This window comes from Pseudomonas sp. EggHat1, from assembly GCF_014892995.1.
In the GTDB taxonomy this organism is placed as follows: domain Bacteria; phylum Pseudomonadota; class Gammaproteobacteria; order Pseudomonadales; family Pseudomonadaceae; genus Aquipseudomonas; species Aquipseudomonas chaetocerotis.
In genome coordinates this window covers 18,126-43,857 of the sequence record NZ_JACKQK010000020.1, presented here as the reverse complement: position 1 = coordinate 43,857, position 25,732 = coordinate 18,126, and the positions used below count along the sequence as shown (strand labels likewise).

The 25,732-nt window shown below is 60.8% G+C and carries 23 protein-coding genes; 19 read left to right on the top strand and 4 right to left on the bottom strand.

Annotated elements, in window-relative coordinates; all coding sequences use genetic code 11:
• Positions 1–54: 54 nt before the first annotated feature.
• From trxB to infA, 4 genes are all read left to right on the top strand, one after another.
• Complete coding sequence (gene trxB / locus INS93_RS22970; RefSeq protein WP_192985659.1) at positions 55–1,005, top strand: thioredoxin-disulfide reductase; 951 nt, start codon at positions 55–57, stop codon at positions 1,003–1,005.
• A gap of 55 nt (positions 1,006–1,060) precedes the next feature.
• A complete protein-coding gene (gene aat, locus INS93_RS22965; protein WP_192985658.1) occupies positions 1,061–1,741 on the top strand; it encodes a leucyl/phenylalanyl-tRNA--protein transferase in 681 nt (226 codons plus the stop codon).
• A 53-nt stretch (positions 1,742–1,794) separates the two neighbouring features.
• Positions 1,795–2,502 (top strand): arginyltransferase, encoded by a 708-nt coding sequence (locus INS93_RS22960; RefSeq protein ID WP_192985657.1) that lies wholly within the window; start codon positions 1,795–1,797, stop codon positions 2,500–2,502.
• Between the two features lie 137 nt (positions 2,503–2,639).
• Positions 2,640–2,858: a translation initiation factor IF-1 gene (gene infA / locus INS93_RS22955; protein ID WP_002553999.1), complete on the top strand. Its 219-nt coding sequence runs from the start codon at positions 2,640–2,642 to the stop codon at positions 2,856–2,858.
• A 95-nt stretch (positions 2,859–2,953) separates the two neighbouring features.
• On the opposite strand, the gene clpA is transcribed toward infA, so the two are convergent.
• A complete protein-coding gene (gene clpA, locus INS93_RS22950; protein WP_074678625.1) occupies positions 2,954–5,224 on the bottom strand; it encodes an ATP-dependent Clp protease ATP-binding subunit ClpA in 2,271 nt (756 codons plus the stop codon).
• Between the two features lie 29 nt (positions 5,225–5,253).
• Positions 5,254–5,616: an ATP-dependent Clp protease adapter ClpS gene (gene clpS, locus INS93_RS22945; protein WP_003460431.1), complete on the bottom strand. Its 363-nt coding sequence runs from the start codon at positions 5,614–5,616 to the stop codon at positions 5,254–5,256.
• 231 nt (positions 5,617–5,847) lie between these two features.
• Here clpS and cspD point away from each other — a divergent pair, with 231 nt between their 5' ends.
• Positions 5,848–6,117, top strand: coding sequence for a cold shock domain-containing protein CspD (gene cspD / locus INS93_RS22940; protein ID WP_072424088.1), 270 nt, complete (start codon positions 5,848–5,850; stop codon positions 6,115–6,117).
• A 135-nt stretch (positions 6,118–6,252) separates the two neighbouring features.
• Here cspD and icd read toward each other — a convergent pair whose 3' ends face one another.
• Positions 6,253–7,509, bottom strand: coding sequence for an NADP-dependent isocitrate dehydrogenase (icd, locus tag INS93_RS22935; protein WP_160018116.1), 1,257 nt, complete (start codon positions 7,507–7,509; stop codon positions 6,253–6,255).
• Between the two features lie 357 nt (positions 7,510–7,866).
• Here icd and INS93_RS22930 point away from each other — a divergent pair, with 357 nt between their 5' ends.
• From INS93_RS22930 to INS93_RS22870, 13 genes are all read left to right on the top strand, one after another.
• Positions 7,867–10,095 carry an NADP-dependent isocitrate dehydrogenase gene (locus tag INS93_RS22930; protein ID WP_192985656.1) on the top strand — a complete coding sequence of 743 codons (2,229 nt, stop codon included), beginning with the start codon at positions 7,867–7,869 and terminating at the stop codon, positions 10,093–10,095.
• 135 nt (positions 10,096–10,230) lie between these two features.
• Positions 10,231–10,671: an NUDIX hydrolase gene (locus INS93_RS22925; protein ID WP_192985655.1), complete on the top strand. Its 441-nt coding sequence runs from the start codon at positions 10,231–10,233 to the stop codon at positions 10,669–10,671.
• A 141-nt stretch (positions 10,672–10,812) separates the two neighbouring features.
• A complete protein-coding gene (mnmA, locus tag INS93_RS22920) occupies positions 10,813–11,925 on the top strand; it encodes a tRNA 2-thiouridine(34) synthase MnmA (protein ID WP_160018119.1) in 1,113 nt (370 codons plus the stop codon).
• On the top strand, positions 11,922–12,542 hold the full coding sequence (gene hflD / locus INS93_RS22915; RefSeq protein WP_192985654.1) for a high frequency lysogenization protein HflD: 621 nt from the start codon (positions 11,922–11,924) through the stop codon (positions 12,540–12,542). Before mnmA ends, hflD begins: the two co-directional genes overlap by 4 nt.
• Before the next feature lies 1 nt (position 12,543).
• Positions 12,544–13,407, top strand: a complete 864-nt coding sequence (locus INS93_RS22910) for a DMT family transporter (protein ID WP_192985653.1) — start codon at positions 12,544–12,546, stop codon at positions 13,405–13,407.
• A gap of 148 nt (positions 13,408–13,555) precedes the next feature.
• Positions 13,556–14,926 carry an adenylosuccinate lyase gene (gene purB, locus INS93_RS22905; protein ID WP_192985652.1) on the top strand — a complete coding sequence of 457 codons (1,371 nt, stop codon included), beginning with the start codon at positions 13,556–13,558 and terminating at the stop codon, positions 14,924–14,926.
• 78 nt (positions 14,927–15,004) lie between these two features.
• Entirely contained in the window at positions 15,005–16,171 is a 1,167-nt protein-coding gene (locus tag INS93_RS22900) for a cupin domain-containing protein (protein WP_192985651.1), read from the top strand.
• Positions 16,164–16,589, top strand: coding sequence for a GNAT family N-acetyltransferase (locus INS93_RS22895; RefSeq protein ID WP_160018124.1), 426 nt, complete (start codon positions 16,164–16,166; stop codon positions 16,587–16,589). Before INS93_RS22900 ends, INS93_RS22895 begins: the two co-directional genes overlap by 8 nt.
• An 8-nt stretch (positions 16,590–16,597) precedes the next feature.
• Complete coding sequence (locus INS93_RS22890) at positions 16,598–17,239, top strand: histone acetyltransferase HPA2 (RefSeq protein ID WP_192985650.1); 642 nt, start codon at positions 16,598–16,600, stop codon at positions 17,237–17,239.
• Positions 17,236–18,045, top strand: coding sequence for a secretin N-terminal domain-containing protein (locus INS93_RS22885; RefSeq protein WP_192985649.1), 810 nt, complete (start codon positions 17,236–17,238; stop codon positions 18,043–18,045). Before INS93_RS22890 ends, INS93_RS22885 begins: the two co-directional genes overlap by 4 nt.
• Positions 18,046–18,602: 557 nt before the next feature.
• The gene (locus INS93_RS22880) at positions 18,603–20,198 is read left to right on the top strand and encodes an isocitrate lyase (protein WP_160018127.1); all 1,596 of its coding nucleotides are present in this window, start codon (positions 18,603–18,605) and stop codon (positions 20,196–20,198) included.
• A 302-nt stretch (positions 20,199–20,500) separates the two neighbouring features.
• On the top strand, positions 20,501–22,504 hold the full coding sequence (locus INS93_RS22875; RefSeq protein WP_192985648.1) for a PhoX family protein: 2,004 nt from the start codon (positions 20,501–20,503) through the stop codon (positions 22,502–22,504).
• 124 nt (positions 22,505–22,628) lie between these two features.
• Entirely contained in the window at positions 22,629–23,285 is a 657-nt protein-coding gene (locus tag INS93_RS22870) for a hypothetical protein (RefSeq protein ID WP_192985647.1), read from the top strand.
• Positions 23,286–23,330: 45 nt separating this feature from the next.
• On the opposite strand, the gene INS93_RS22865 is transcribed toward INS93_RS22870, so the two are convergent.
• Positions 23,331–24,728, bottom strand: a complete 1,398-nt coding sequence (locus INS93_RS22865) for a pectin acetylesterase-family hydrolase (protein ID WP_192985646.1) — start codon at positions 24,726–24,728, stop codon at positions 23,331–23,333.
• Between the two features lie 581 nt (positions 24,729–25,309).
• On the opposite strand from INS93_RS22865, the gene INS93_RS22860 reads away from it, so the two are divergent.
• The gene (locus INS93_RS22860) at positions 25,310–25,723 is read left to right on the top strand and encodes an NADH-quinone oxidoreductase subunit A (protein WP_013715479.1); all 414 of its coding nucleotides are present in this window, start codon (positions 25,310–25,312) and stop codon (positions 25,721–25,723) included.
• Positions 25,724–25,732: the final 9 nt, after the last annotated feature.

The following is a 25,732-nucleotide window of genomic DNA, read 5'->3' as shown; positions in this document are numbered from 1 at the left end:
GGCTCAATTGGAGCACGCATTCTCTTTTGTGACAAAGGCTTATGGGGTTTTTTTATGAGCGAAGTCAAGCATTCCCGCCTGATCATCCTGGGTTCCGGCCCTGCCGGTTACAGCGCCGCCGTTTATGCTGCGCGCGCCAATCTCAAGCCCGTGGTCATCACCGGCATCCAGCCTGGCGGTCAGCTCACCACCACCACCGAAGTGGACAACTGGCCGGGCGACGTCGAAGGTCTCACCGGCCCGGCACTGATGGAGCGCATGCAGAAGCACGCGGAACGCTTCGACACCGAGATCATCTACGACCACATCCATACCGCCGAGTTGCAGAGCCGCCCCTTCGTGCTCAAGGGCGACAGTGGCACCTATAGCTGCGATGCCCTGATCATCGCTACCGGCGCCAGCGCCCAGTACCTTGGCCTGCCGTCGGAAGAGGCCTTCTCCGGCAAGGGCGTCTCCGCCTGCGCCACCTGCGATGGCTTCTTCTATCGCAACCAGGTGGTCGCCGTGATCGGCGGCGGCAACACCGCTGTGGAAGAGGCGCTGTACCTGTCGAACATCGCCAAGGAAGTGCATCTGGTGCACCGTCGCGACAAACTGCGCTCGGAGAAGATCCTGCAGGACAAACTGTTCGACAAGGTCGAGAACGGCAACATGCGTCTGCACTGGAACCACACCCTGGACGAAGTGCTGGGCGACCAAACCGGCGTGACCGGTATGCGCCTGAAAAGCACCCTGGACGACAGCACCAAGGAGCTGGATCTGGCTGGCGTGTTCATCGCAATCGGCCACAAGCCCAACACCGAGCTGTTCGTCGGCCAGTTGGACATGCATGACGGCTACCTGAAGATCAAGGGCGGCAGCGAAGGCAATGCCACTGCGACCAGCATCGAAGGAGTGTTCGCCGCTGGCGACGTGGCCGACCACATCTATCGCCAGGCCATCACCTCGGCAGGCGCAGGCTGCATGGCCGCCCTGGATGTCGAGAAGTTTCTCGACGGCAATTGATGAACAAGGGCGAGCGTCACCGCTCGCCCTACCCTCTTCCGCTGGACAAGCGCACATGCTGACCTGGCTGCAACGTGACTCACTGCAGTTTCCGCCACTGGCAAAAGCCATGCGTGAACCCAACGGCCTGCTGGCTGCCGGCGGCGACCTGAGCGCCGACCGCCTGATCAGCGCCTATCGGCACGGCTGCTTCCCCTGGTTTCAGGATGGCCAGCCGATTCTCTGGTGGTCGCCCGATCCGCGCACCGTTCTGTTCCCTGATGAGCTGCATGTTTCCCGCAGCCTGGCTAAACTGCTGCGCCAGCAGCGCTATCGCGTTACCTTCGACCAAGACTTCGCCGCTGTCATACAGGCCTGCGCCGAGCCACGCATTTACGCCGATGGGACCTGGATTACTCGCGACATGCAGGAGGCTTACCTACAGCTACATCAGCGCGGTATCGCCCACTCCGTGGAAGTTTGGAGTGGAGACGAGTTGGTCGGCGGACTTTACGGCCTGGCGATGGGGCAATTGTTTTTTGGTGAATCGATGTTCAGCCGCACCGACAACGCCTCCAAGGTCGGTTTCGCCACCTTGGCCGGCAAGCTGCGAGACTGGGGCTTCGTCCTCATCGACTGCCAGATGCCCACGCAGCACCTGCACAGCTTCGGCGCCAGGGCCATACCGCGCGCCAGCTTCGCCGAGTATCTGCAGCGTCATCTTGATCTGGCTTCCAGTGCAGACTGGCTCGCCTAGTCGATCTTCGCAGCCTGGCATACACTCTTATCAGGCTTCCCCGAGACACCGCCATGACCGAGCTGGCCCGCCTGAAGTTCTATGCCACTCAACCCCATCCATGCAGCTATCTGCCGGAAGAACAGGCCACCACCCTGTTTCTCGACCCCAGCCAGCCCATGGATGTGCTGGTTTATGCAGAACTTTCGGAAATGGGCTTTCGCCGCAGCGGCGACCATCTCTACCGACCGCATTGCCAGCAGTGCAGCGCCTGCATTCCTGCGCGCATTCCTGCTGCACGCTTCACACCTAACCGCCAGCAGCGACGCATCCTCAAACGCAATGAAGACATCGTCGTTCGCTGTGTGCGCCCGGTATTCACTGAAGAGTATTACGATCTCTACGTGGGCTATATCGAGCAGCGCCACGCTGACGGTGACATGTATCCACCGAGCCGCGACCAGTTCTCGACCTTTCTGATTCGCGATCTGCCGTTCTCACGTTTCTATGAGTTTCGTCTGCAGGGCAGACTGGTCGCCATCGCAGTCACTGACGTTCTGCCAAACGGCCTGTCGGCGGTTTATACCTTCTATGACCCCACCGAAGAACGCCGCAGCCTGGGGCGATTCGCCATCCTCTGGCAAATTGGCGAAGCCGAGCGCCTGGGGCTGGAGGCCGTCTACCTCGGCTACTGGATCAAGAATTGTCGCAAGATGAACTACAAGACCCAGTACCGCCCCATCGAACTCTTCGTCAATCAGCGCTGGACACTGCTCACCTAACCCCTCTGCCACCACCCCAGCCAGCTCGACACTCCAAGCCACTTGGCGCAGCCCCCTGTTTTCGGGCACAATGCACGCCGCTTTTGCCTGGCGCCAGTTGCACCGGGCCATTTCCTGGATACCGAGGGCTTTACTGCATGTCGAAAGAAGACAGCTTCGAAATGGAAGGCACTGTCGTCGACACCCTGCCCAACACCATGTTCCGCGTGGAGTTGGAAAACGGGCACGTCGTTACCGCGCACATCTCCGGCAAGATGCGCAAGAACTACATCCGCATTCTCACTGGTGACAAGGTGCGCGTTGAGCTGACACCTTATGACTTGAGCAAGGGCCGCATCACCTACCGCGCCCGTTAAGCCAAGCACCAAACGAAAACGCCCGGCATATGCCGGGCGTTTTCGTTGATTCACTGAAAGCCATCAAGGCTTTCAGTGAATCTGAGGCCATTCGATCAGGCGACTTCTGCCGCCGTCTCGAACTCGAAGCTGGGCTCACCATCCTTGACGTCGATGTGTACCACGCCGCCATGCTCGGCCAGTTCGCCAAAGAGGATCTCCTCTGCCAGCGGACGCTTGATCTTGTCCTGAATCAAACGCGCCATCGGCCGCGCGCCCATCATCACATCGTAACCACGCTCGGCCAGCCAGCCACGCGCCGCATCACTGACTTCCAGCGTGACACGCTTGTCTTCCAGCTGTGCCTGCAGTTCGGTGAGGAACTTGTCGACAATGCTCTTGATGGTCTCGTGACTCAGGCGGCCGAACTGGATGATGGTATCCAGACGGTTGCGGAACTCCGGCGTGAAGCTCTTCTTGATGACTTCCATGGCATCGGTGGAGTGATCCTGCTGAGTGAAACCGATCGACGCACGCGAGGCGGTTTCCGCACCAGCGTTGGTGGTCATGATCAGGATCACGTTGCGGAAGTCCGCCTTGCGCCCGTTGTTGTCAGTCAGCGTGCCGTGGTCCATGACCTGCAGCAGCAGGTTGAAGACTTCCGGGTGCGCTTTCTCGATTTCATCGAGCAGCAATACGCAGTGCGGCTGCTTGGTGATCGCCTCGGTCAGCAGGCCGCCCTGGTCGAAACCTACGTAACCGGGGGGCGCACCGATCAGGCGCGAAACGGTGTGGCGCTCCATGTACTCGGACATGTCGAAACGCACCAGTTCGATACCCATGGCCTTGGCCAACTGCCGTGCGGCCTCGGTCTTGCCCACACCAGTAGGGCCGGCGAACAGGAAGGAGCCGACCGGCTTGTCCGGCGCCTTGAGGCCCGCACGAGACAGTTTGATCGCGGTAGCCAGCGAATCGATAGCGGCATCCTGACCGAATACCGTGAGTTTCAGATCGCGCTCCAGATTACGTAGCAGCTCCTTGTCGGAGCTGGACACGTGCTTCGGCGGAATCCGTGCGATCTTGGCCACGATGTCCTCGACCTGCGCCACCTCGATACGCGCCACACGCTTTTCTTCCGGCTGCAGACGCTGGTAAGCCCCCGCCTCGTCGATCACGTCGATAGCCTTGTCCGGCATGTGACGGTCGTTGATGTAGCGCGCAGCCAACTCGGCCGCTGCACGCAGGGCTTCGTCGCTGTATTCGATGTGATGGTGCTGCTCGAAGCGCGCCTTGAGCCCCCTGAGAATACCCACAGTATCCTCCACCGAAGGCTCGACCACGTCGACTTTCTGGAAGCGCCGCGCCAGCGCGCGGTCCTTCTCGAAGATGCCGCGAAACTCCTGGAAGGTGGTCGAACCTATGCAGCGAATCTCACCGGACGACAGCATTGGTTTGAGCAGGTTGGATGCATCCATCACGCCGCCCGATGCAGCACCCGCACCGATGATGGTGTGAATCTCGTCGATGAAGAGGATGGCATGCGGCCTTTTGCGCAGCTCGTTGAGCAGCGCCTTGAAGCGCTTCTCGAAGTCACCACGGTACTTGGTACCCGCCAGCAGCGCACCGAGATCCAGCGAATACACCACGCTATCAGCCAGCAGGTCAGGTACCTGCTCGTCGACGATGCGCTTGGCCAGGCCTTCAGCGATTGCTGTCTTGCCAACACCGGCCTCACCTACCAACAGTGGGTTGTTCTTGCGCCGGCGAGCGAGAATCTGCGCAACGCGCTCGACCTCATGCTCGCGACCGACCAGTGGATCGATACGCCCCTGACGAGCCAACTCATTGAGGTTGCTGGCGTAGGCATCCAGCGGATTGCCAGAAGCGGATGACTCGCCGCCCTCATCATCCTGCATGTCCTGATCATTTTCGTGCTGATCGCCATGCCCAGGCACCTTGGAGATACCGTGGGCGATGTAGTTGACCACATCGATACGGGCCACGCTCTGCTGCTTGAGCAGGAACACGGCCTGGCTTTCCTGCTCGCTGAAGATCGCGACAAGCACGTTGGCGCCGGTCACTTCACGCTTGCCGGAGCTCTGCACATGGAATACCGCACGCTGCAGGACGCGCTGGAAGCCAAGCGTTGGCTGCGTTTCGCGGTCTTCATCATGCTGAGGAATCAGCGGCGTGGTGGAGTCGATGAACTCCTGCAAATCATGGCGCAGCTTGTCGAGGTTGGCCCCACAGGCCCTTAAAACGCTGGCCGCCGCTTCATTATCCAGCAAGGCGAGCAGCAGATGCTCGACCGTCATGAATTCATGACGCTTGGCACGGGCCTCCTTGAAAGCCAGATTGAGGGTGACTTCGAGCTCTCGATTCAACATAGCTTCACCTCATACCCAAGTGGCCGGCGTTAACCGTCCTTCTCTATTTCACAGAGTAGCGGATGCTGGCTCTCTCGCGCGTACTGGTTGACCTGCATTGCCTTGGTCTCCGCAATATCACGGGTGTACACACCGCACACCGCACGTCCTTCTGTATGGACGGCCAGCATGATCTTGGTCGCCAGCTCCCGGTTCATGCCGAAAAACGTTTCGAGCACTTCGACGACGAAATCCATCGGGGTGTAGTCGTCATTGAATAAGACCACCTTGTACATCGGTGGTGCCTGCAATGCTGGCTTGGATTCCTGAACAGCGATACCAGAGGAGTCATCCTCATGCTCTGCCGGGTGATCCTGATTGAATGTTAGTCGAATCTGGCTACTTGCATGCATGCTGAAATCAGAGGTTCAAGGCCGGGCGAACGGGGATGCTAGAGGGAGTTTGACTGAGTTCTCAGCCATCCGCCGTATAGCCTTGACTAACGGCAAAAGGGTGTTACAACAAATGAATACCCACTGGTGGGTATCAGGGATTCCACGCCTTCGCCCAGCCTGGTCGGTTATCGCGTGGAATCGAAGTGGATGATACTCCAGAGATGGAGTCCTTTGCAGAGGGATATCAGCATGCTCAGCGGTAAGGTCAAGTGGTTCAACAACGCCAAAGGCTATGGATTCATCCTGGCCGACGGCCGAGATGAGGACCTGTTCGCCCACTACTCGGCTATCCAGATGGACGGTTACAAGACATTAAAGGCCGGCCAGCCGGTCCGCTTCGAGATCGTGCAAGGCCCCAAAGGACTGCATGCCATCAATATCAGCGCGGTTACCGCCAACCAGGACGCCCCCGTGGCCGTACCCCAGGCGCAAAATATCGCGAGCACTGTCGAAGTCTGAGTCTCCTGCAGCCACAAAAACGCCGAGAGCGTTTTTGCGCGCAAGCCCCGCAGGGGCGAAGCACATGGATGTGCTGAACACAAAAAAGGCCGGTCATATGACCGGCCTTTTTCACACTGTCGATCAGCGAACTGATCACATATGGCTGATCATCGCATCGCCGAACTCGGAGCACGACATCAGCTTCGCACCCTCCATCAGACGCTCGAAGTCGTAGGTCACAGTCTTGGCGGCGATGGCGCCGTTGGTGCCCTTGATGATCAGATCAGCCGCTTCGGCCCAGCCCATGTGACGCAGCATCATCTCGGCGGAGAGAATGACAGAACCCGGGTTGACCTTGTCCTGACCGGCATACTTGGGCGCCGTGCCGTGAGTCGCCTCGAACATGGCCACCGAATCGGACAGGTTGGCGCCGGGCGCGATGCCGATGCCGCCAACTTCGGCCGCCAGAGCATCGGACAGATAGTCGCCATTGAGGTTGAGGGTGGCGATCACGTCATATTCGGCCGGACGCAGCAGGATCTGCTGCAGCATGGCGTCGGCAATCACATCCTTGACCACGATGTTCTTGCCGGTACGCGGATTCTTGAACTGCATCCACGGGCCACCGTCGAGCAGCTCGGCGCCGAATTCCTCGCGGGCAATCTCGTAGCCCCATTCCTTGAAGGCACCTTCGGTGAACTTCATGATGTTGCCTTTGTGCACCAGGGTCACCGAGCTGCGGTCGTTGTCCACGGCATATTGCAGCGCCTTGCGCACCAGGCGCTTGGTGCCCGCCTCGGAAACCGGCTTGATGCCGATACCGCACATATCGGTGAAACGGATCTTCTTGACGCCCATTTCCTCGGTGAGGAATTTGATGACCTTCTCGGCCTCGGGGCTGCCAGCTTTCCACTCGACGCCGGCGTAGATGTCCTCGGAGTTCTCGCGAAAGATCACCATATCGACGTCGCCCGGCTTCTTCACCGGACTTGGCACACCCTCGAACCAACGCACCGGGCGCAGGCAGACGTAGAGGTCGAGTTCCTGGCGCAAGGCCACGTTCAATGAGCGGATACCGCCGCCAACAGGCGTGGTCAGCGGGCCTTTGATCGAAACCACATAATCACGTACAGCCTCGAGGGTTTCTTTCGGCAGCCAGGTGTCCTGGTCGTAAACCTGAGTGGCTTTCTCACCGGCGTAAACTTCCATCCAGGAGATCTTGCGAGCGCCGCCGTAGGCTTTTTCAACGGCAGCGTCTACGACCTTGATCATCACCGGAGAAATATCGACGCCAATTCCATCACCCTCGATGAACGGGATGATCGGGTTATCCGGAACAGTCAGCGACATATCGGCGTTGACGGTGATTTTGTCACCGCTGGCTGGCACCTGGATCTTTTGGTATCCCATGCTGGACTCCATCTTGTGGTTAGACAGGCACTCCCGAGAGTAGCGCAAACCGCTCGCGGAGACACATGTGCAAAGGTCTTATGCAACTGGGCATTCTGTGGCGAGGTGTCGCAGTGGTATACTGCTTAGGTGACTAACGAGTCATAAGGGGTGACCTGTCTGGAACCAGGCAGCAACCTCTTGAAACCGGTTAACGGCCACCACTGTCTGCCGGCTCGAAATGCTCGACACTCTACGGGTGCATCCAACATCACCGCGGCGAGTCCTCGACCCGGCCCCGCCATCATGGGGCTCAAGCGCCTACCCGCGCAGGTCGAGTTTCTATGCGCGCTCAGCAAAGAAGAGAGTTAACCCTAAATGTCCACCCCTTCGAAGATCATCTACACCTTCACCGACGAAGCTCCGGCCCTCGCTACCTATTCGCTTCTGCCAATTGTAGAAGCCTTTGCCGCCTCGGCTGACATCTCCGTTGAAACCCGCGACATCTCTCTTGCTGGACGGATCCTGGCAAGCTTTGCCGACCGCCTGGACGCCGACAAGCGCATCGATGACGACCTGGCCAAACTGGCCGAGCTGACCCTGCTGCCGGACGCCAACATCATCAAACTGCCGAACATCAGCGCTTCCGTCCCTCAGCTCAAGGCAGCCATCGCCGAGCTGCAGGCTCAGGGCTACAATATTCCGGATTTCCCGGAAGATCCGCAGAACGACGAAGACAAGGAAGTTCGCGGCCGCTACGCCAAGATCCTGGGCAGCGCCGTGAACCCGGTTCTGCGTGAAGGCAACTCTGACCGACGCGCTCCAGCCGCAGTCAAGGCCTATGCCCGCAAGCACCCGCACAGCATGGGCAAGTGGAGCATGGCTTCGCAGTCCCACGCCGACTACATGCGCGGCGGCGACTTCTTCTCCAGCGAGCAATCGATCACCATGGCCAAGGCCGGTGACGTGCGCATCGAATTCGTCGGCAAGGACGGCAAGGTCGAAGTCAAGAAACAACTCGCCCTGCAGGAAGGCGAAGTGTTCGACAGCATGTTCATGAGCTGCCGCAAGCTGCGTGACTTCTTCGAGAAGACCCTGCAGGACTGCAAGGAAACCGGCGTGATGTGGTCCCTGCACGTCAAGGCGACCATGATGAAGGTCTCCCACCCGATCGTCTTCGGCCACGCTGTCAGCGTTTACTACAAGGACGTGTTCGACAAGTACGGCGATCTGTTCAAGGAACTGGGCGTCAACCCGAACAACGGTATCAGCAGCGTCTACGACAAGATCAAGTCTCTGCCAGCCTCGCAGCAGGAAGAAATCCTGCACGACATCCACGAGGTCTATGCCCATCGCCCGGAAATGGCCATGGTCGACTCGGTCAAGGGCATCACCAACCTGCACATCCCGAGCGACGTCATCGTTGACGCCTCGATGCCGGCGATGATCCGCAACTCCGGCCAGATGTGGGGCAAGGACGGCAAGCAGAAAGACACCAAGGCCGTCATGCCTGAGAGCACCTACGCTCGCATCTATCAGGAAATGATCAACTTCTGCAAAACCAATGGCGCCTTCGACCCGACCACCATGGGCACCGTGCCGAACGTCGGCCTGATGGCGCAGAAGGCCGAAGAATATGGCTCCCACGACAAGACCTTCGAAATGACCGCCGACGGCACCATGCGCGTCGTGGCTGCCGACGGCACCGTGCTGATGCAGCACCAGGTCGAAGCCGGCGACATCTGGCGCGCCTGCCAGACCAAGGACGCGCCGATTCGCGACTGGGTCAAGCTGGCCGTTACCCGCGCCCGTCAGTCCGAAACCCCGGCCATATTCTGGCTGGACCCGGAACGCGCCCACGACCGCGAACTGCAGAAGAAGGTCGAGCGGTACCTCAAGGATTACGACCTGACCGGTCTGGACATCCGCATGATGGGCTACAACGAAGCCATCCGCGTATCCATGGAGCGCATGATTCGTGGCCAGGACACCATCTCTGTGACCGGCAACGTGCTGCGTGACTACCTGACCGACCTGTTCCCGATCATGGAGCTGGGCACCTCGGCCAAGATGCTGTCCATCGTTCCGCTGATGGCTGGCGGCGGCATGTACGAAACCGGCGCCGGCGGCTCGGCACCCAAGCACGTGCAGCAGCTGGTCGAAGAGAACTACCTGCGCTGGGACTCCCTGGGTGAGTTCCTGGCCCTGGCCGTGTCGCTGGAAGAAACCGGTATCAAGACCAACAACGCCAAAGCCAAGGTACTGGGCAAGACCCTGGATCAAGCCACCGGCAAGCTGCTGGACAACAACAAGTCCCCGGCGCGCAAGGTCGGCGAGATCGACAACCGCGGCAGCCACTTCTACCTGGCCCTGTACTGGGCGCAAGCTCTGGCCGAGCAGAATGACGATGCCGAACTGAAAGCCCGCTTCGCCCCGCTGGCCAAGCAACTGACCGAGCAGGAAGCGACCATCGTCGGCGAACTGGCTGCCGTACAAGGCAAGCCGGTCGAAATCGGTGGCTACTACCGCTCCAACCCCGAGCTGACCAGCAAGGTGATGCGCCCCAGCGCCACCTTCAACGCCGCTCTGGCCGCACTGAATGCCTGATAAGGCCTTTGCGTGAAAAGAACCCCGGCCTCGTGCCGGGGTTTTTCTTTAGGCCAGGCCCCTTGTTTGATGGTTACAGACATAAAGATGGTGATAGTCGGTGCGCGCGGCGCACCCTACCCCGGAGGATTTCAGATGGTGTGGCAACCCCATATCACCGTGGCGACAGTGATCGAAGATGATGGCCGTTTCCTGTTCGTCGAAGAGTTCAAGGCCGGCCGCATGGTACTCAACCAGCCGGCCGGGCACCTGGAAGCCAATGAATCGCTACGCGAAGCCGCGCTGCGCGAAACACTCGAGGAAACCGGCTGGGACGTCGAGCTCACCGCCCTGCTCGGCATTTACCTCTATAGCGCGCCGAGCAATGGTGTGACCTATCAACGCGTGTGCTTCAGCGCCCGCCCCGTGCACCATGACCCAAAGCGCGAGCTGGACAGCGATATCAGCAGCATCATCTGGCTGACACGCGATGAACTGGCCGTACAGTCCGAGCGCTTGCGCAGCGAGTTGGTGCTGCGTTGCGTCGACGACTACCTGACCGGTATCAGCGGGCCATTGGAGTTGGTGCGCGATTGATCGCGAGCGTACGCCTTTGCGTAGAATGCGCCGTGCGCACCATCGATACCGTGCCGCCCACCTGGTGCGCACGGCGCAACCTACCTGAGGCGGGCTTTCTGGTAGACTCGGCAACTTTTCAGGCTTCACTCGCAGACTCCCATGCAAGCACCTAGCACCCAACGCGTGATCGTCGGCATGTCCGGCGGTGTCGATTCGTCCGTTTCCGCCCTGCTGCTCATCGAGGCGGGCTACCAGGTCGAAGGCCTGTTCATGAAGAACTGGGACGAAGACGACGGCACCGAATACTGCACCGCCATGGACGACCTGGCCGACGCCCAGGCCGTATGCGATCGCATCGGCATCAAGCTGCACACCGCCAACTTCGCCGCCGAGTACTGGGACAACGTGTTCGAGCACTTCCTGGCCGAATACCAGGCCGGACGCACGCCGAACCCGGACATCCTGTGTAACCGCGAGATCAAGTTCAAAGCTTTCCTCGACTACGCCCTGTCGCTGGGTGCCGATTTGATCGCCACCGGCCACTACGTGCGTCGCCGCGATATCGACGGCCGCACCGAACTGCTCAAGGGCCTGGACCCGAACAAGGACCAGAGCTATTTCCTGCATGCCGTCGGCGGCGAGCAGATCGCCCGGACCCTGTTCCCGGTCGGCGAGCTGGAAAAGCCACAGGTGCGCGCCATTGCCGAGAAATACGAGCTGGCCACCGCGAAGAAGAAAGACTCCACGGGTATCTGCTTCATCGGCGAACGCCGCTTCAGCGACTTCCTCAAGCAGTACCTGCCGGCCCAGCCGGGCGATATCGAAACCACTGACGGCCAGGTCATCGGCCGCCATCATGGCCTGATGTACCATACCATCGGCCAGCGCCAGGGCCTGGGTATCGGTGGTCTCAAGGACGCCGGCGACGATCCCTGGTACGTGCTGCGCAAGGACCTGACGCGCAACGTGCTGATCGTCGGCCAGGGCAACGAGCACCCCTGGCTGTTCTCTCGCGCCCTGCTCGCCTCGGACATCTACTGGGTCAACCCACTGGATCTGAGCAGCCCGCGCCGCCTGACCGCCAAGGTGCGTTACCGCCAGAGCGACCAGCGCTGCATCCTGGAGAAGACCGAGAACGGCTATCGTGCCGTGTTCGACGAGCCACAGCGTGCCGTCACGCCCGGTCAGTCCGTGGTGTTCTATGACGGCGAGGTCTGCCTGGGTGGCGGCGTGATCGAAACCGCAGAAGCCTGGTACGAGGACGCGCAATGAACCCGCTGCAGGAGCAACTGGTTGCGCTCGGCGCCGTCTTCGAAGCGGCCTCCCTGGCCGACAAGATCGCCCGTACCGGCCAGGTCAGCGAAGCCTCGATGGGCTGTATGCTCGGCAGCCTGCTGGTGCGCGACCCGAAAAGCACGCTGGACGTATACGGCGGCGATGACCTCAACCTGCGCGACGGTTATCGCGCGCTGATCAGCTCGCTGGAGCGCAATCCGTCTGCCTTGCAGCGCGAGCCCCTACGCTATGCACTGGCGATGATCGGTCTGGAGCGCCAACTGGACAAGCGCAGTGACATGCTACAGGTCATGGGCAGCCGCCTGGATCAGATCCAGCAGCAGGTCGAACATTTCGGACTGGTCCATGACAACGTCATTGCTGCGTGCGGCGGCCTGTATCAGGACACCATCAGCACCTTCCGCCAGCGGATTCAGGTGCATGGCGACATGCGCTTTCTGCAGCAGCCGAACAACGCCGCGAAAATCCGCGCCCTGCTGCTCGCCGGCATCCGCTCGGCGCGTCTGTGGCGCCAACTCGGCGGCCACCGCTGGCAGTTGGTATTCAGCCGCAGCAAGCTGCTCAAAGAACTCTACGAACTGACGCGAAGCTGACATGGAGCCCGCCAGCCGCAGTGTCAAACCCCTTCAGGGTGCCCTGCTGCTGGCACTGTCGGCCTTGTTGTTCGCCTTCACTGGGGTCGGCATTCGTGAGATATCCGTCAGCGTCAACAACGAGTCGGTGGTGTTCTTCCGCAACCTGGTCGGCGTGCTGTTCTTTTTGCCGTTGCTGCTGGTGCGCGGTGTGCGACCGCTGCGCACGACCCGACTGAAATCCCATCTCTGGCGCACCACCTACGGCCTGGCGGCGATGTACTGCTTCTTCTACGCCATCGCCCACCTGCCGCTGGCAGACGCCATGCTGTTCACCTATTCGGCGCCGGTGTTCACACCACTGATCGCACACATCTGGCTCAAGGAGCCGCTGACTCGGCGCATGCTGGTCTGCAGCCTGATCGGCCTGTGCGGTGTGCTGCTGGTGGCCAAGCCCAGCGCCGCCCTGTTCGAGGGGCCCGCGCTATTCGGCCTGGCAGCCAGCCTGCTGGCGGCCTTCGCCTTCGTTTCCATACGCGAAATGAGCGACAGCGAACCAGCCACCCGCATCGTCTTCTATTTCTCTCTGTTCAGCGCGCTGTTTTCCGCCATCCCGCTGACCTGGAGCTGGCAACCGCTCGACTCCACACAACTGAGCTGGCTGCTGGGCATCGGCCTGCTGGCCACCGCCAGCCAGGTGATCATGTCACGCGCCTACGGCCTGGCACCGCCAGGGCTGATCGGTCCAGTCGCCTACCTGGCCATCGTCTTCGCCGGTATCATTGCCTGGCTGCTCTGGGGCGAGACGCCGGACACCCTGTCGCTGCTCGGTGCGGCATTGATCTTCGCCGCCAGTCTGTTATCGGTCGCAAGACGCAGGGCATAGGCGGCCAAGAGCTGGTTTTCATGTATGATATGCGCCCTTTTCGTCAGAGGTCGTCCAGGCACCTGAGCCAGCGCCCGCTTCATCCAAGCCGGCACGATGCGCAGCGCCCCCGGATGGCTTTTCAGCCCGACAGCCCGAGAACGCCTACATGCAGCTTTCCTCGCTCACCGCGGTTTCCCCCGTCGACGGCCGCTACGCCGGCAAAACCAGCGCCCTGCGCCCCATCTTCAGCGAATACGGTCTGATCCGCAGCCGTGTACTGGTCGAAGTGCGCTGGCTGCAGCGCCTGGCTGCCCACGAAGGCATCCCGGAAGTCGCACCCTTCTCCGCCGAAGCCAACACCCTGCTCAACGAGCTGGCCGAGAACTTCGCCATCGAGCACGCCGAGCGCGTCAAGGAAATCGAGCGCACCACCAACCACGACGTCAAGGCCGTGGAGTACCTGCTCAAGGAACAGGCTGCCAAGCTGCCGGAGCTGGACAAGGTCAGCGAGTTCATCCACTTCGCCTGCACCAGCGAGGACATCAACAACTTGTCCCACGCCCTGATGCTGCGCGAAGGCCGTGACAGCGTGCTGCTACCGCTGATGAAGCAACTGGCAGGCGCAATCCGCGAGCTGGCGGTGAAGTTTGCCGATGTGCCGATGCTGTCGCGCACCCATGGCCAGCCGGCATCGCCGACCACCCTGGGCAAGGAACTGGCCAACGTCGTCCACCGCCTGGAGCGCCAGATCGCTCAGGTCGCTGCCGTGCCGCTGCTGGGCAAGATCAACGGCGCCGTGGGCAACTACAACGCCCACCTGTCCGCCTACCCGAGCATCGACTGGGAAGCCAACGCGCGCCAGTTCATCGAAGGTGACCTGGGCCTGACCTGGAACCCCTACACCACCCAGATCGAGCCGCACGACTATATTGCCGAGCTGTTCGACGCCATCGCCCGTTTCAATACCATCCTGATCGACTTCGACCGCGATGTGTGGGGCTATATCTCTCTCGGCTACTTCAAGCAGAAGACCGTGGCTGGCGAGATCGGCTCCTCGACCATGCCGCACAAGGTCAACCCGATCGACTTCGAGAACTCCGAAGGCAACCTGGGTATCGCCAACGCGATCTTCCAGCACCTGGCCAGCAAGCTGCCGATCTCCCGCTGGCAGCGCGACCTGACCGACTCCACCGTGCTGCGCAACCTGGGTGTCGGCTTCGCTCACAGCGTCATCGCTTATGAAGCCAGCCTCAAGGGAATCAGTAAGTTGGAGCTCAATGCTCAGAAAATTGCTGAAGACCTGGATGCCTGCTGGGAAGTGCTCGCCGAGCCGATCCAGACCGTCATGCGTCGCTACGCCATCGAGAACCCGTACGAGAAGCTCAAGGAGCTGACCCGCGGCAAGGGCATCAGCCCCGAGGCCCTGCTGGCCTTCATCGACGGCCTGGATATGCCGGCCGCCGCCAAGGAAGAGCTCAAGCAACTGACTCCGGCGCGCTACATCGGTAACGCCGTGGCCCAGGCCAAGCGCATTTAAGCGCGATCAGCCTCTCGGACGCCCGGCTGAGCCGGGCGTTTTTGTTTTAAGGTTTTTATCAATTTCAAGGGCTTACTGATGAATCCTGATACTCCGCTGCAATTGCTGGGTGGCCTCACAGCCCGTGAATTCCTGCGCGACTACTGGCAGAAGAAACCCCTGCTGGTGCGCCAGGCGGTCCCCGACTTCGAAAGCCCGATCAGCCCTGACGAACTGGCCGGTCTGGCACTGGAAGAAGAAGTCGAATCGCGCCTGGTGATTGAGCACGGCGAGCGCCCCTGGGAGCTGCAGCGCGGCCCGTTCAACGAGGACACCTTCCAGGACCTGCCAGAGCGCGACTGGACGCTACTGGTACAAGCCGTCGACCAGTTCGTCCCGGAAGTGGCCGAACTGCTGGAAGGCTTCAAGTTCCTGCCCAAATGGCGCATCGACGACCTGATGATCAGCTTCGCTGCGCCCGGTGGCGGTGTCGGCCCGCATTTCGACAACTACGACGTATTCCTGCTGCAGGCGCACGGTCATCGCCGCTGGCAAATCGGCCAGATGTGCGATGCCGACAGCCCGCTGCTCCCCCACGCCGATCTGAAGATCCTGGCTCAATTCGAACCAACCGATGAATGGGTGCTGGCACCCGGCGACATGCTTTACCTGCCGCCATGCCTCGCCCACTGTGGCACCGCTGAGGATGATTGCATGACCTATTCCGTGGGCTTCCGCGCGCCGAGCGCCGCTGAAGTACTGACCCATTTCACCGATTTCCTCGGCCAGTTCCTGCCCGACGAAGAGCGTTACAGCGACGCCGACATCCAGCCGAGCGAGGATCCCAACCAGATCCAGCGCGACGCCCTGGAGCGCCTCAAGGCCCTGCTCAACGAACACATGAGCGACGAGCGCCTGCTGATGACCTGGTTCGGCCAGTTCATGACCGAACCCAAGTACCCGGAGCTGGTTGCCGGCATCGAGATCGAGGAGGAAGACTTCCTTGGCGCCCTGGAAGATGGCGCGATCCTCATCCGCAACCCCAGCGCCCGCATGGCCTGGTCGGAGGTCGGTGAGGACCTGGTGTTGTTCGCCAGCGGTCAGAGCCGCCTGGTCTCGGCTCGCCTGCGCGAACTGCTGAAGCTGATCTGCAGCGCCGATGCGTTACATGTGGAAAACCTCGGCGCCTGGCTGGCCGACGACGAGGGGCGTACCCTGCTGTGGGAACTGGTCAAGCAAGGCAGCCTGGGATTTGCCGATGAGTGAAATCACCGTCCGTGTCGCGGACTGGCATAGGGACAATGCCGAGCTTCGCCGTATCCGCGACAGCGTGTTCGTCGCCGAGCAATCGGTACCGCCGGAACTGGAATGGGATGCCGAGGATACCGACGCCGTGCACTTTATTGCCGAGGAAGGCGATTACCCGGTGGGCACAGCGCGCCTGCTGCCCGACGGCCATATCGGTCGCGTTTCGGTGCTCAAGGACTGGCGCGGCCTGAAAGTGGGCGAAAAACTGATGCAGGCGGTGATCGCCGAAGCGGAAAAACGCGGCCTGCATCAGCAAATGCTCACCGCTCAGGTGCACGCCACACCGTTCTATGAAAGGCTAGGCTTCAGGATTGTCAGCGACGAGTACCTCGACGCCGGTATTTCGCACGTGGACATGGTGCGCAGCAGCCAGTAGAGGCATCGATGAACGACAAACACGCCCCGGTCGAAACGATCGATACGCCAGAGCCCAGCGAACTGGCGGCCATCGAATTCGAGTCGCCGGGGCGTTTTGCTGTGCACAATCCAGAATCCGTTACGCCCGATGTGGCGCAATGGGAGCCCGCCCCGTTCATACTCGGTCAGCACGAGCACCTGGAGCGTTTCAGCCAGCCTCAGCAGGCTCGCGCCCACATCCTGGCGTTGATCCAGCAGGCCCAGCGCAATCTGTGCCTGTACAGCGATGATCTGGAGCCATGGCTCTATCACCACAGCAGCGTGCAGCAGGCCTGCACGCGGTTCTTGCTGAACAGCCCACGGGCGCGCCTGCGCATCCTCCTGCGTGACCCGACCCGTGCCGTGAAGGAAGGCCATCGCCTGCTCGCCCTGTCACGCCGGTTGTCCTCCAACCTGCATATCCGCAAACTCAACCCGGACTACGCAAGCATCGATCAGGCCTACCTGATCGCCGATGACACAGGCCTGTTCCTGCGGCCTGAGCTCGATCAACAATCCGGCTACGCCCTGTACAACGATCCGGCGCGCGTGCGCCAACGCCAAACCCAGTTCGACCAGGCCTGGGATACCAGCATCACCGACCCTGATCTGCGGAGCTTTCTGCTATGACCCTGCGCACGCTGTTCGCCGCCCTGCTTCTCGGCCTGTGCCTGCCGCTGCATGCGGCCACCGAGGTAATCCCGCTGAATTACCGCACCGCTGATGACGTGCTCGGCGTGGTGCAATCGATGCTCGGCAACGAGGGCAAGGTCAGCGCTTACGGTAATCAGCTGATCATCAATGCGTCCCCAGCCAAGATCGGTGAGGTGCGCGTACTGCTGCAGCAACTCGACACTCGCCCTCGTCGCCTGCTGATCACCGTGGAAAGCGCTGACAGCAACTACCAGAACGACCGTGGCTATCGCGTCGACGGCACGCTCAGCGCCGGCAATGCCGAAGTACAGGTCGGCCGCGGCGAAGTGAACGGTCGCGACCAGGTGCGCATCATTCGCCGCAGCACCGACAGCCGTGGTGGCGGCACCCAGCAGGTACAGGCTACCGAAGGCTATCCGGCACTGATTCAGGTCGGCCAGAGCGTACCGCTGACCACCACCAGCACCGGCCCCTACGGCCAGGTCTACCAGGACACTCAATATCGCGACGTGACTCGCGGCTTCTACGTGACAGCCAGTCTCTCCGGCGAGCTGGTACATGTTTCCATCAGCAGCCAGCGTGATCGCGTCAGCAACAGCCGCCCCGGCGTGATCGACGTGCAAAGCACCGATACCCGCGTCAGCGGTCGTCTCGGCGAGTGGATTACCCTGGGCGGCGTCAGCGAGCAAACCAGCTCCAGCGGCCGCGACGTGTTGCGTCGGCACACCACTCAGGGGCGCGAAGACATGTCGCTGCGGGTCAAAGTCGAAGCCCTCGACTGACCCCCCCGACCAAAGTCGAAGTCTTTAACTCCACAAGAACGATGGACAGCTCGTGCAGCCCGCGAAATGCCTGAAACGCCCGCCTCATGGGCTACCAAGCGTGACCAGGCAGTCGCCTACTGAATATGTAGTAGTTTTAAAAAAGCACTACAAAACGTTTGACGAAGCATTTTCCCAGAGGCATGATGGCCTCGCTCCCGCTAGCCAGGGGTCCTGAAAAGGATCTCCAGACCGTCCGCGAAGTACTTCGCAACGGTCCGTGTCCCAACAGCCCACAAGGCCGTACGACGAGGTTGCGACTGGAACGAAGTTGTCCTGAGGGACGGGGAAGCGTTTAGCGTCAGACAGATCGAAAGCCCAGCAGGTGCCCAAGGTTTCCACGAGCCAACCGGCCCAAGCGAAGTTCTCGAACTGTTCGCCACATCCCCCCCTCGCGGTCAATCCTCGCCCAGCCGTATTCTCGCCGTCAAAGTGGAAGCCTCCCGCAGCCGCTGCATCCGTGCACGCATTGTGTGGGTAGTCGGTGCTCAACCAACACATTTTTTGAAGGATTGACCATGTCCGCATATCAAAACGACATCAAGGCTGTAGCCGCTCTGAAAGAGAAGTTCGGCAGCAGCTGGAGCGCTATCAACCCCGAGTCCGTCGCCCGTATGCGCGCTCAGAACCGCTTCAAGACCGGTCTGGAAATCGCTCAGTACACCGCTGACATCATGCGCAAGGACATGGAAGAGTACGACGCCGACTCCTCCGTCTATACCCAGTCGCTGGGTTGCTGGCACGGCTTCATCGGTCAGCAGAAGCTGATCTCGATCAAGAAGCACCTGAAGACCACCAACAAGCGCTACCTCTACCTGTCCGGCTGGATGGTTGCCGCTCTGCGCTCCGACTTCGGCCCGCTGCCGGACCAGTCGATGCACGAGAAGACCGCCGTCTCCGACCTGATCGAAGAGCTCTACACCTTCCTGCGTCAGGCCGACAGCCGCGAACTGGATCTGCTGTTCACCGCTCTGGACGCAGCTCGCGCAGCTGGCGATCAGGCCAAGGCTGCCGAGATCCAGAACCAGATCGACAACCACGAAACCCACATCGTGCCGATCATTGCCGACATCGATGCTGGCTTCGGTAACCCGGAAGCCACCTACCTGCTGGCCAAGCGCATGATCGAAGCCGGTGCGTGCTGCATCCAGATCGAGAACCAGGTTTCCGACGAGAAACAGTGCGGCCACCAGGACGGTAAAGTGACCGTTCCTCACGCCGACTTCCTCGCCAAGATCGCTGCCGTTCGCTACGCCTTCCTCGAACTGGGTATCGACAACGGCGTAATCGTTGCGCGTACCGACTCCCTGGGCGCCGGCCTGACCAAGCAGATCGCCGTAACCAACGAGCCGGGCGACCTGGGCGACCTGTACAACAGCTTCCTCGATTGCGAAGAAGTTTCCGCTGCTGACCTGGGCAACGGTGACGTCGTGATCAACCGTGGCGGCAAGCTACTGCGTCCGAAGCGCCTGCCGTCCAACCTGTTCCAGTTCCGTGCTGGCACCGGCGAAGCACGCTGCGTACTGGACTGCATCACCAGCCTGCAGAACGGCGCCGACCTGCTGTGGATCGAAACCGAGAAGCCGCACGTTGGTCAGATCGCGGCCATGGTCAACGAAATCCGCAAGACCATCCCGAACGCCAAGCTGGTTTACAACAACAGCCCATCGTTCAACTGGACCCTGAACTTCCGTCAGCAGGTGTTCGATGCCATGGTTGCCGAAGGCAAGGACGTTTCCGCCTACGACCGCGCCAAGCTGATGAGCGTCGAGTACGACGAAACCGAACTGGCCCAGATTGCCGACGAGAAGATCCGCACCTTCCAGCGCGACGGTTCGGCTCAGGCTGGCATCTTCCACCACCTGATCACCCTGCCGACCTACCACACTGCGGCGCTGTCCACCGACAACCTGGCCAAGGGCTACTTCGCCGACCAGGGCATGCTGGCCTACGTGAAAGGCGTGCAGCGTCAGGAACTGCGCCAGGGTATCGCCTGCGTCAAGCACCAGAACATGGCTGGCTCCGACATCGGCGACAACCACAAGGAGTACTTCGCTGGCGAAGCAGCTCTGAAGGCGAGCGGTAAAGACAACACCATGAACCAGTTCCACTAAGAACGGTTCTCCTGCTGCGGACCACGCATCCGCAGCAGTCTGTTTGCCTAATCCGCCCCGGCTTTGCCGGGGCTTTTTTTATGCCTGCCGCAGCTTGCGTCCTGCGCACCAATACCGCCGCAAATGCCTACCCTCCTGGCCTGCACAGACTCGCCGCACCCGATGAAACGATGTCAACCTGATGGGTGGCCATCACCCCCTCCGTGCAGTTTTGTGCGACAGCGCACAGGCACTGTCACTATTCCGTCGTTTTCCTTGGTTAGCGTCATGGTTCCGTCGATCAGCCTCACCAGGAGCCCTCCATGCGCAACGAACAAGAGCAAGACGTGCTATTCGGCAATGGCGATGAACCGCTCAGCAACGCCTCCAGCAATCCCCATATCAACGACCTGATCGATGCCGGCCTGAGCCGTCGTCAGGTGGTCGCCGGCGGCGCTGCGCTCGGCGTAATGGGCTTTCTCGGCGTAGCCATGCCCGGCAGCGCCGAAGCCGCCGGCAACCCGGTCAAGGACCTGCTCGACCGCCTGAAGAAACGCAGCAAACGCCTGCCGTTCAGTCCGGTGGCGGTGACTCGCGCCGACACCATCAGCGTGCCTGCCGGTTACAAGGCCACCACCTTCATACCCTGGGGCACGCCCATTCGTGGCAGCTTCCCGGCCTTTCTCGACAACGCCGGAAACAGTGCCGCCGACCAGGCCGACCAGATCGGCATGCACCATGACGGCATGCACTTTTTCCCCATCGACGGCCAGCGCGGCGGCGGTCGCAAGAGCGACCACGGCCTGCTGGTACTCAACCACGAGTACATCGACGCTCCACTGCTGCACCCCAACGGCCCCACATTGGTCGGTGGCAAGCGCAGCAGTGCCGATGAAGTGCTCAAGGAAATCAACGCCCATGGCGTTTCAGTGGTGGAAGTGCGCCGTGTGCGCGGCCAATGGGAAGTGCTGCCCAGTGCGCGCAACCGCCGCATCACGGGTGCGACACCGATGCAGATCAGCGGCCCGGCGCGCGGTCACGCCCTGCTACGGACTCGCTACAGCCCCGACGGCACTGCCACTCGCGGCACGCTGAACAACTGCGCCAATGGCTTCACACCCTGGGGCACCTACCTGACCTGCGAGGAAAACTGGGCCGGCTATTTCGCCAGCGGCGATTTCGAGCGCCCGCGTGAAATGACCCGCTACGGTGTCGGCAGCGCCAGCCGCTACGGCTGGGATCACCTGGCCGGCGACGAATTCCAACGTTTCAACGCCACCCGCCTGGCCGCCGAAGCCGCAGGCGACTATCGCAACGAGCCGAACCACTTCGGCTGGATCGTCGAGATCGATCCCTTCGCGCCGGAATCCGCGCCGATCAAGCGCACCGCTCTGGGCCGTTTCGCTCACGAAGGCCTGGTGTTCGCCCCGGTCAAACCGGGCCGCCCGGTGGTCTGCTATTCCGGCGACGACTCGCAGAACGAGTACATCTACAAATTCGTCAGCCGCGGCAGGTACGTACCGGGTCGCAGCAACGGCAGCCTGCTCGATGAAGGCACGCTCTACGTGGCGCGCTTCAAGGCCAACGGCAAGGGCGAGTGGCTGGCGCTGGACATCAAGGACAAGGCCTTCCAGGCCGCCTGCAGGGTTGCCGGGGTGAGCTTCGCTGATCAGGGCGAGGTGCTGATCAACACCCGCCTGGCTGCCGACATCGTCGGCGCCACCAAGATGGATCGTCCGGAATGGGGGGCAGTGAACCCGAACAACGGCGACGTCTACTTCACCCTCACCAACAACAGCTCGCGTACCGTCGCCGATGCGGCCAACCCGCGCCCAGCCAACGCCTACGGCCACATCATCCGCTGGCGCGAGCAGAGCCGCGACTATGGCGGCCGTGAGTTTGTCTGGAGCCTGTTCCTGCTGGCTGGGCCGGAGAACGACAGCCTCGACCCCAACGGCAGACCGCTGACCGCCGACAACCGCATGGCCAGCCCGGACGGTTTGTGGTTCGACGACGATGGCCGTCTGTGGATCCAGACCGACATGAGCGGCAGCCAGCTCGCCAGCGGCCCGTTCGGCAACAACCAGATGCTGGTTGCCGAGCCCAGCACCGGCGAAGTCAAGCGCTTCCTGGTCGGCCCCGTGGGCTGCGAAGTTACTGGCATCACCGCCACGCCGGACTTCCGCACGCTGTTCGTCAATATCCAGCACCCGGGCGAAGGCTCGACCCCGACGGATTTTCGCAGCACCTGGCCGGACGGCCCCGGCCGCCGCCCGCGCTCGTCCACCGTGATCGTCACGCGCGAAGACGGCAAACCGCTGCTCTGATCCACACGCCTGCACCTTCTCGCTCCTGACGAGAAGGTGCAGGCCCCCAATTCGATGCTTGGACAGGCAAGGCGCGGCAGCAGCTTCTACGCTGGAAGGCAGTCGACTCGCGCAAGGATTGCCCATGCCCCGCTCCACCCTGCTGTTCGGCAGTTGCATCGTGATAGGCAGCCTGACACTCACCTGGTACTGGCAACGCCCGAACGCCGGAGAGCCTGCTATCTCGCCGCCAGAGCAAGCGCCAGCGCTGCCATTCGCGCAAGGCAGCGCCGTGTCAGCACCAATCGACCTCAGCCCCGAGCAGATGTACCTGCTGAGCAGGCCGGAAGTCCAGCAACAGGAACGGCGCCTGGATTTTCATCAGCGCTACAGAGGCTTCATCGAGCATGCCACGGAACTCGACAGCAGCAGTCGCGAAGCTCAGGCGCAGACGCTGAGCGAGGGTATTGATGCACTGGAGCGCCAAGGTGAAGTGGCGCTGAGCGAGGCCCTGTTGTTGCAGATCGCCCTGATCAAGGCAGTCAGCGAAGACGAAGATGAGCAGAAGAGACGCGCTGAAGCGCTGATCAAGCGTTACCAGGCAATCAGCGCTGAGCGTGAGGCCAAACTGGCGCAACGATCTGATCCGAACTTCGAACGCTACAAGGCCGAGGAAAAAATTATCGTCGAAGAGGTGCTCGGCCTGCAGAACATTCCCGAAGGACTCACTCGCGACCAATACCTCAGACAACGCCTGCAAGAGGCTCGCGAGCGCAATTACCAACAAGCCCCGGATAGCTGAACGCGGCGACAACCCAAGCTGTCGCCGCGTTGCTTTCGCACCTGTTCAGAGCAACTGGTCCAACAGGTAATAGAGCAGATTGAATGGTTTGTTGCGGTCGGCCACATCGCTGCTTTCCGACGCATCCAGTACCTGCCCACCTCCATCGAGAACACTGTTGACGAAGTTGTCCAGCTGCAAATTCTGCTCCTGGATATCGGAGTTGGCGAACTCGATGATGCTGGTGCAGTGGCTTTCGTTGACGTTACGGAACTGCGGGAAATAACCGCCGACATTGCCCAGACTGGCCAGTTGACTGCGCAGGCGCGTGGTGTCCGTCGCCCAGCGCTGCTTGATCAGTGCTTCCTTGGCGGCCTGATTCGGCGCATTGACGATCTCAGGGTAGAAGCGCTCGTAGGAATAGGACGAATAGTTCAGGTCCTGCCAGAAATGCGTATGCCCCATGCGATCACCCGGCAGATTGCTCGAAAGCGCCGGATACAGGCTACCCAGATCGTTGCTGTTGAAGCCGGGCAGACGCGCCTGCAAGTACTGCAACGGCCCCTGAGCGGCATCGAGGCCCCAGGCCTGACGGATCAGCGTCTGCAACGGATAGGAAGGATAGGCCTGGTTGTCGCCAGCCAGCGCGGTATAGACAGGCCCGGAATCATTGATCAGGTAACCTCGGTTTGGTGCGATGTCCTGGCGCAGATTGGCGTAGTTGGTCAGGCTGCCCGCGCCGCCTGCACTGCATCCCGTGGTGAGCATCTGGGTCGGCCGCGGCAGATTGTCCTTCAGCCACCCCACCACCGCGCGCATGTTACGCAAGCCGTTGTGGTGCCACACCAGCGGAGGATTTTCCCCCTGCGGGTCTTCGTAGATCGCCACCTTGTCGCCGGAGTAGATGTCGCCTGTGCAATACGGCACATAGACCATGTTCCAGTTCTGCGTCTTGACGCGCGTCCAGGGATGCAGACGCACGACGAAGGGACTCACCAGGCTGGCGCCGGGGTTGAGCAGCGACATGTAGTCATTGGCAATTCCATCAGGATTACGCGCCCCGCGTATGCCACTTTGCCCGCTGCAACTGGCGTAATCCCAGCAGGCACCGCCACCTTCCAGATAAACGATGGTGTTGCGCGTGTTCGGCACACGATTGATGAAGAACTTGTAGGGCGAGCCATTGCCGCACACCGCACCGGTCTGTGGCGCCATCTGAATCGTTTGCCAGCCGTAGTAATTGCCGGGGTTGAAGCCGCTGTTGAAACCACTCGGATTGGCCAACAGCGGGTAGGGCCCCACACGCTGCGCGGGCGTCACCGGATTATCGGCCCTGGGCGGCGCCACCAGATTGCTCAAGCTCTGCCAGAAACTGTAATCCCCCAGTTCCGCGCTGGCAGGCGCGCTCAGGGCTAGCAACAGAACGGTGGGGACAATACGCGGCAAGGACTGGGCAACAGGCATGGCAAAACCCCTCATGTTGTTATTCGTACGAAGGGTCGGCATACCCAGGCAGGGGCAACTTCGCAGACCCAGCGGATGGTGGGCACTGCTCGATCGATGACATATCGCGCTTTGGCGATTCATGCACGCTAGTACAAAATCAGCTTGACAGCCTCGCTGAATGAATAAAATTTGGTGATAGAGCAAACCTTTCGATATGCGCTATTGGAATTTAACGCGATGCCCTGCTGCTTTGGCCTTAACACCAAAGTGGCAATGAATTGCTTATCTCGCCGAAGCTCATCAGAGCTCGAAATGAGGCAGATTAGTCAGGTGAATGGCTGTTGGAAATTGCCAGAAGAGAGCTGTCAGCTATAGTCCTGAAACGTCGGGCCATGCAGTTCGACGCAGAATTGCATCGATGCGACAAGTCAATCAGAAGCTCGACAGAAATGATCAAACTGCGCGAATAATTTTTCTCTGAAAAATTTACTTACAGTTGGCCTGCACATAGTATTGTATACACACTTCGCGCCAGCGCCCTCGACGGTGCCTGGCAGCTACTAGATTAAAAGCCGTTCCTTAATTCAAGGAGTACCGGCATGCCTGATGCGGTAACGACCATGTCCCATAACTGGGCTTTCGCTGTGTTCTTGCTGGGTGTCTGTGGGCTCATCGCCTTCATGCTCGGCGTTTCCAGTCTGCTCGGCAGCAAAGCCTGGGGACGTAGCAAGAACGAGCCTTTCGAGTCGGGCATGCTTCCTACCGGCAGCGCGCGTCTGCGCCTGTCAGCCAAGTTCTATCTGGTCGCGATGCTCTTCGTGATCTTTGACGTTGAAGCCCTCTATCTCTTCGCTTGGGCAGTCTCGGTACGCGAAAGCGGCTGGGCGGGCCTGATCGAAGCTACAGTTTTCATAGCAATTCTGTTGGCAGGTCTTGTCTATCTTTGGCGTATCGGGGCGCTCGATTGGGCTCCTCAGGGACGTCGTGAACGGCAGGCGAAGCTGAAACAATGAGGCTTTGGC

What these genes read in the sequence shown, in the direction of transcription:
- INS93_RS22925 (WP_192985655.1), top strand. Translation starts at nt 10,231, where the DNA reads ATGGTGTGGCAACCCCATATCACCGTGGCGACAGTGATCGAAGATGAT.
- hflD (WP_192985654.1), top strand. Translation starts at nt 11,922, where the DNA reads ATGAACCCGCTGCAGGAGCAACTGGTTGCGCTCGGCGCCGTCTTCGAA.
- mnmA (WP_160018119.1), top strand. Translation starts at nt 10,813, where the DNA reads ATGCAAGCACCTAGCACCCAACGCGTGATCGTCGGCATGTCCGGCGGT.
- infA (WP_002553999.1), top strand. Translation starts at nt 2,640, where the DNA reads ATGTCGAAAGAAGACAGCTTCGAAATGGAAGGCACTGTCGTCGACACC.
- INS93_RS22880 (WP_160018127.1), top strand. Translation starts at nt 18,603, where the DNA reads ATGTCCGCATATCAAAACGACATCAAGGCTGTAGCCGCTCTGAAAGAG.
- INS93_RS22960 (WP_192985657.1), top strand. Translation starts at nt 1,795, where the DNA reads ATGACCGAGCTGGCCCGCCTGAAGTTCTATGCCACTCAACCCCATCCA.
- INS93_RS22860 (WP_013715479.1), top strand. Translation starts at nt 25,310, where the DNA reads ATGCCTGATGCGGTAACGACCATGTCCCATAACTGGGCTTTCGCTGTG.
- INS93_RS22870 (WP_192985647.1), top strand. Translation starts at nt 22,629, where the DNA reads ATGCCCCGCTCCACCCTGCTGTTCGGCAGTTGCATCGTGATAGGCAGC.
- cspD (WP_072424088.1), top strand. Translation starts at nt 5,848, where the DNA reads ATGCTCAGCGGTAAGGTCAAGTGGTTCAACAACGCCAAAGGCTATGGA.
- INS93_RS22885 (WP_192985649.1), top strand. Translation starts at nt 17,236, where the DNA reads ATGACCCTGCGCACGCTGTTCGCCGCCCTGCTTCTCGGCCTGTGCCTG.
- purB (WP_192985652.1), top strand. Translation starts at nt 13,556, where the DNA reads ATGCAGCTTTCCTCGCTCACCGCGGTTTCCCCCGTCGACGGCCGCTAC.
- INS93_RS22895 (WP_160018124.1), top strand. Translation starts at nt 16,164, where the DNA reads ATGAGTGAAATCACCGTCCGTGTCGCGGACTGGCATAGGGACAATGCC.
- INS93_RS22910 (WP_192985653.1), top strand. Translation starts at nt 12,544, where the DNA reads ATGGAGCCCGCCAGCCGCAGTGTCAAACCCCTTCAGGGTGCCCTGCTG.
- INS93_RS22865 (WP_192985646.1), bottom strand. Translation starts at nt 24,728, where the DNA reads ATGCCTGTTGCCCAGTCCTTGCCGCGTATTGTCCCCACCGTTCTGTTG.
- aat (WP_192985658.1), top strand. Translation starts at nt 1,061, where the DNA reads ATGCTGACCTGGCTGCAACGTGACTCACTGCAGTTTCCGCCACTGGCA.
- icd (WP_160018116.1), bottom strand. Translation starts at nt 7,509, where the DNA reads ATGGGATACCAAAAGATCCAGGTGCCAGCCAGCGGTGACAAAATCACC.
- INS93_RS22875 (WP_192985648.1), top strand. Translation starts at nt 20,501, where the DNA reads ATGCGCAACGAACAAGAGCAAGACGTGCTATTCGGCAATGGCGATGAA.
- trxB (WP_192985659.1), top strand. Translation starts at nt 55, where the DNA reads ATGAGCGAAGTCAAGCATTCCCGCCTGATCATCCTGGGTTCCGGCCCT.
- clpS (WP_003460431.1), bottom strand. Translation starts at nt 5,616, where the DNA reads ATGCATGCAAGTAGCCAGATTCGACTAACATTCAATCAGGATCACCCG.
- INS93_RS22900 (WP_192985651.1), top strand. Translation starts at nt 15,005, where the DNA reads ATGAATCCTGATACTCCGCTGCAATTGCTGGGTGGCCTCACAGCCCGT.
- INS93_RS22890 (WP_192985650.1), top strand. Translation starts at nt 16,598, where the DNA reads ATGAACGACAAACACGCCCCGGTCGAAACGATCGATACGCCAGAGCCC.
- clpA (WP_074678625.1), bottom strand. Translation starts at nt 5,224, where the DNA reads ATGTTGAATCGAGAGCTCGAAGTCACCCTCAATCTGGCTTTCAAGGAG.
- INS93_RS22930 (WP_192985656.1), top strand. Translation starts at nt 7,867, where the DNA reads ATGTCCACCCCTTCGAAGATCATCTACACCTTCACCGACGAAGCTCCG.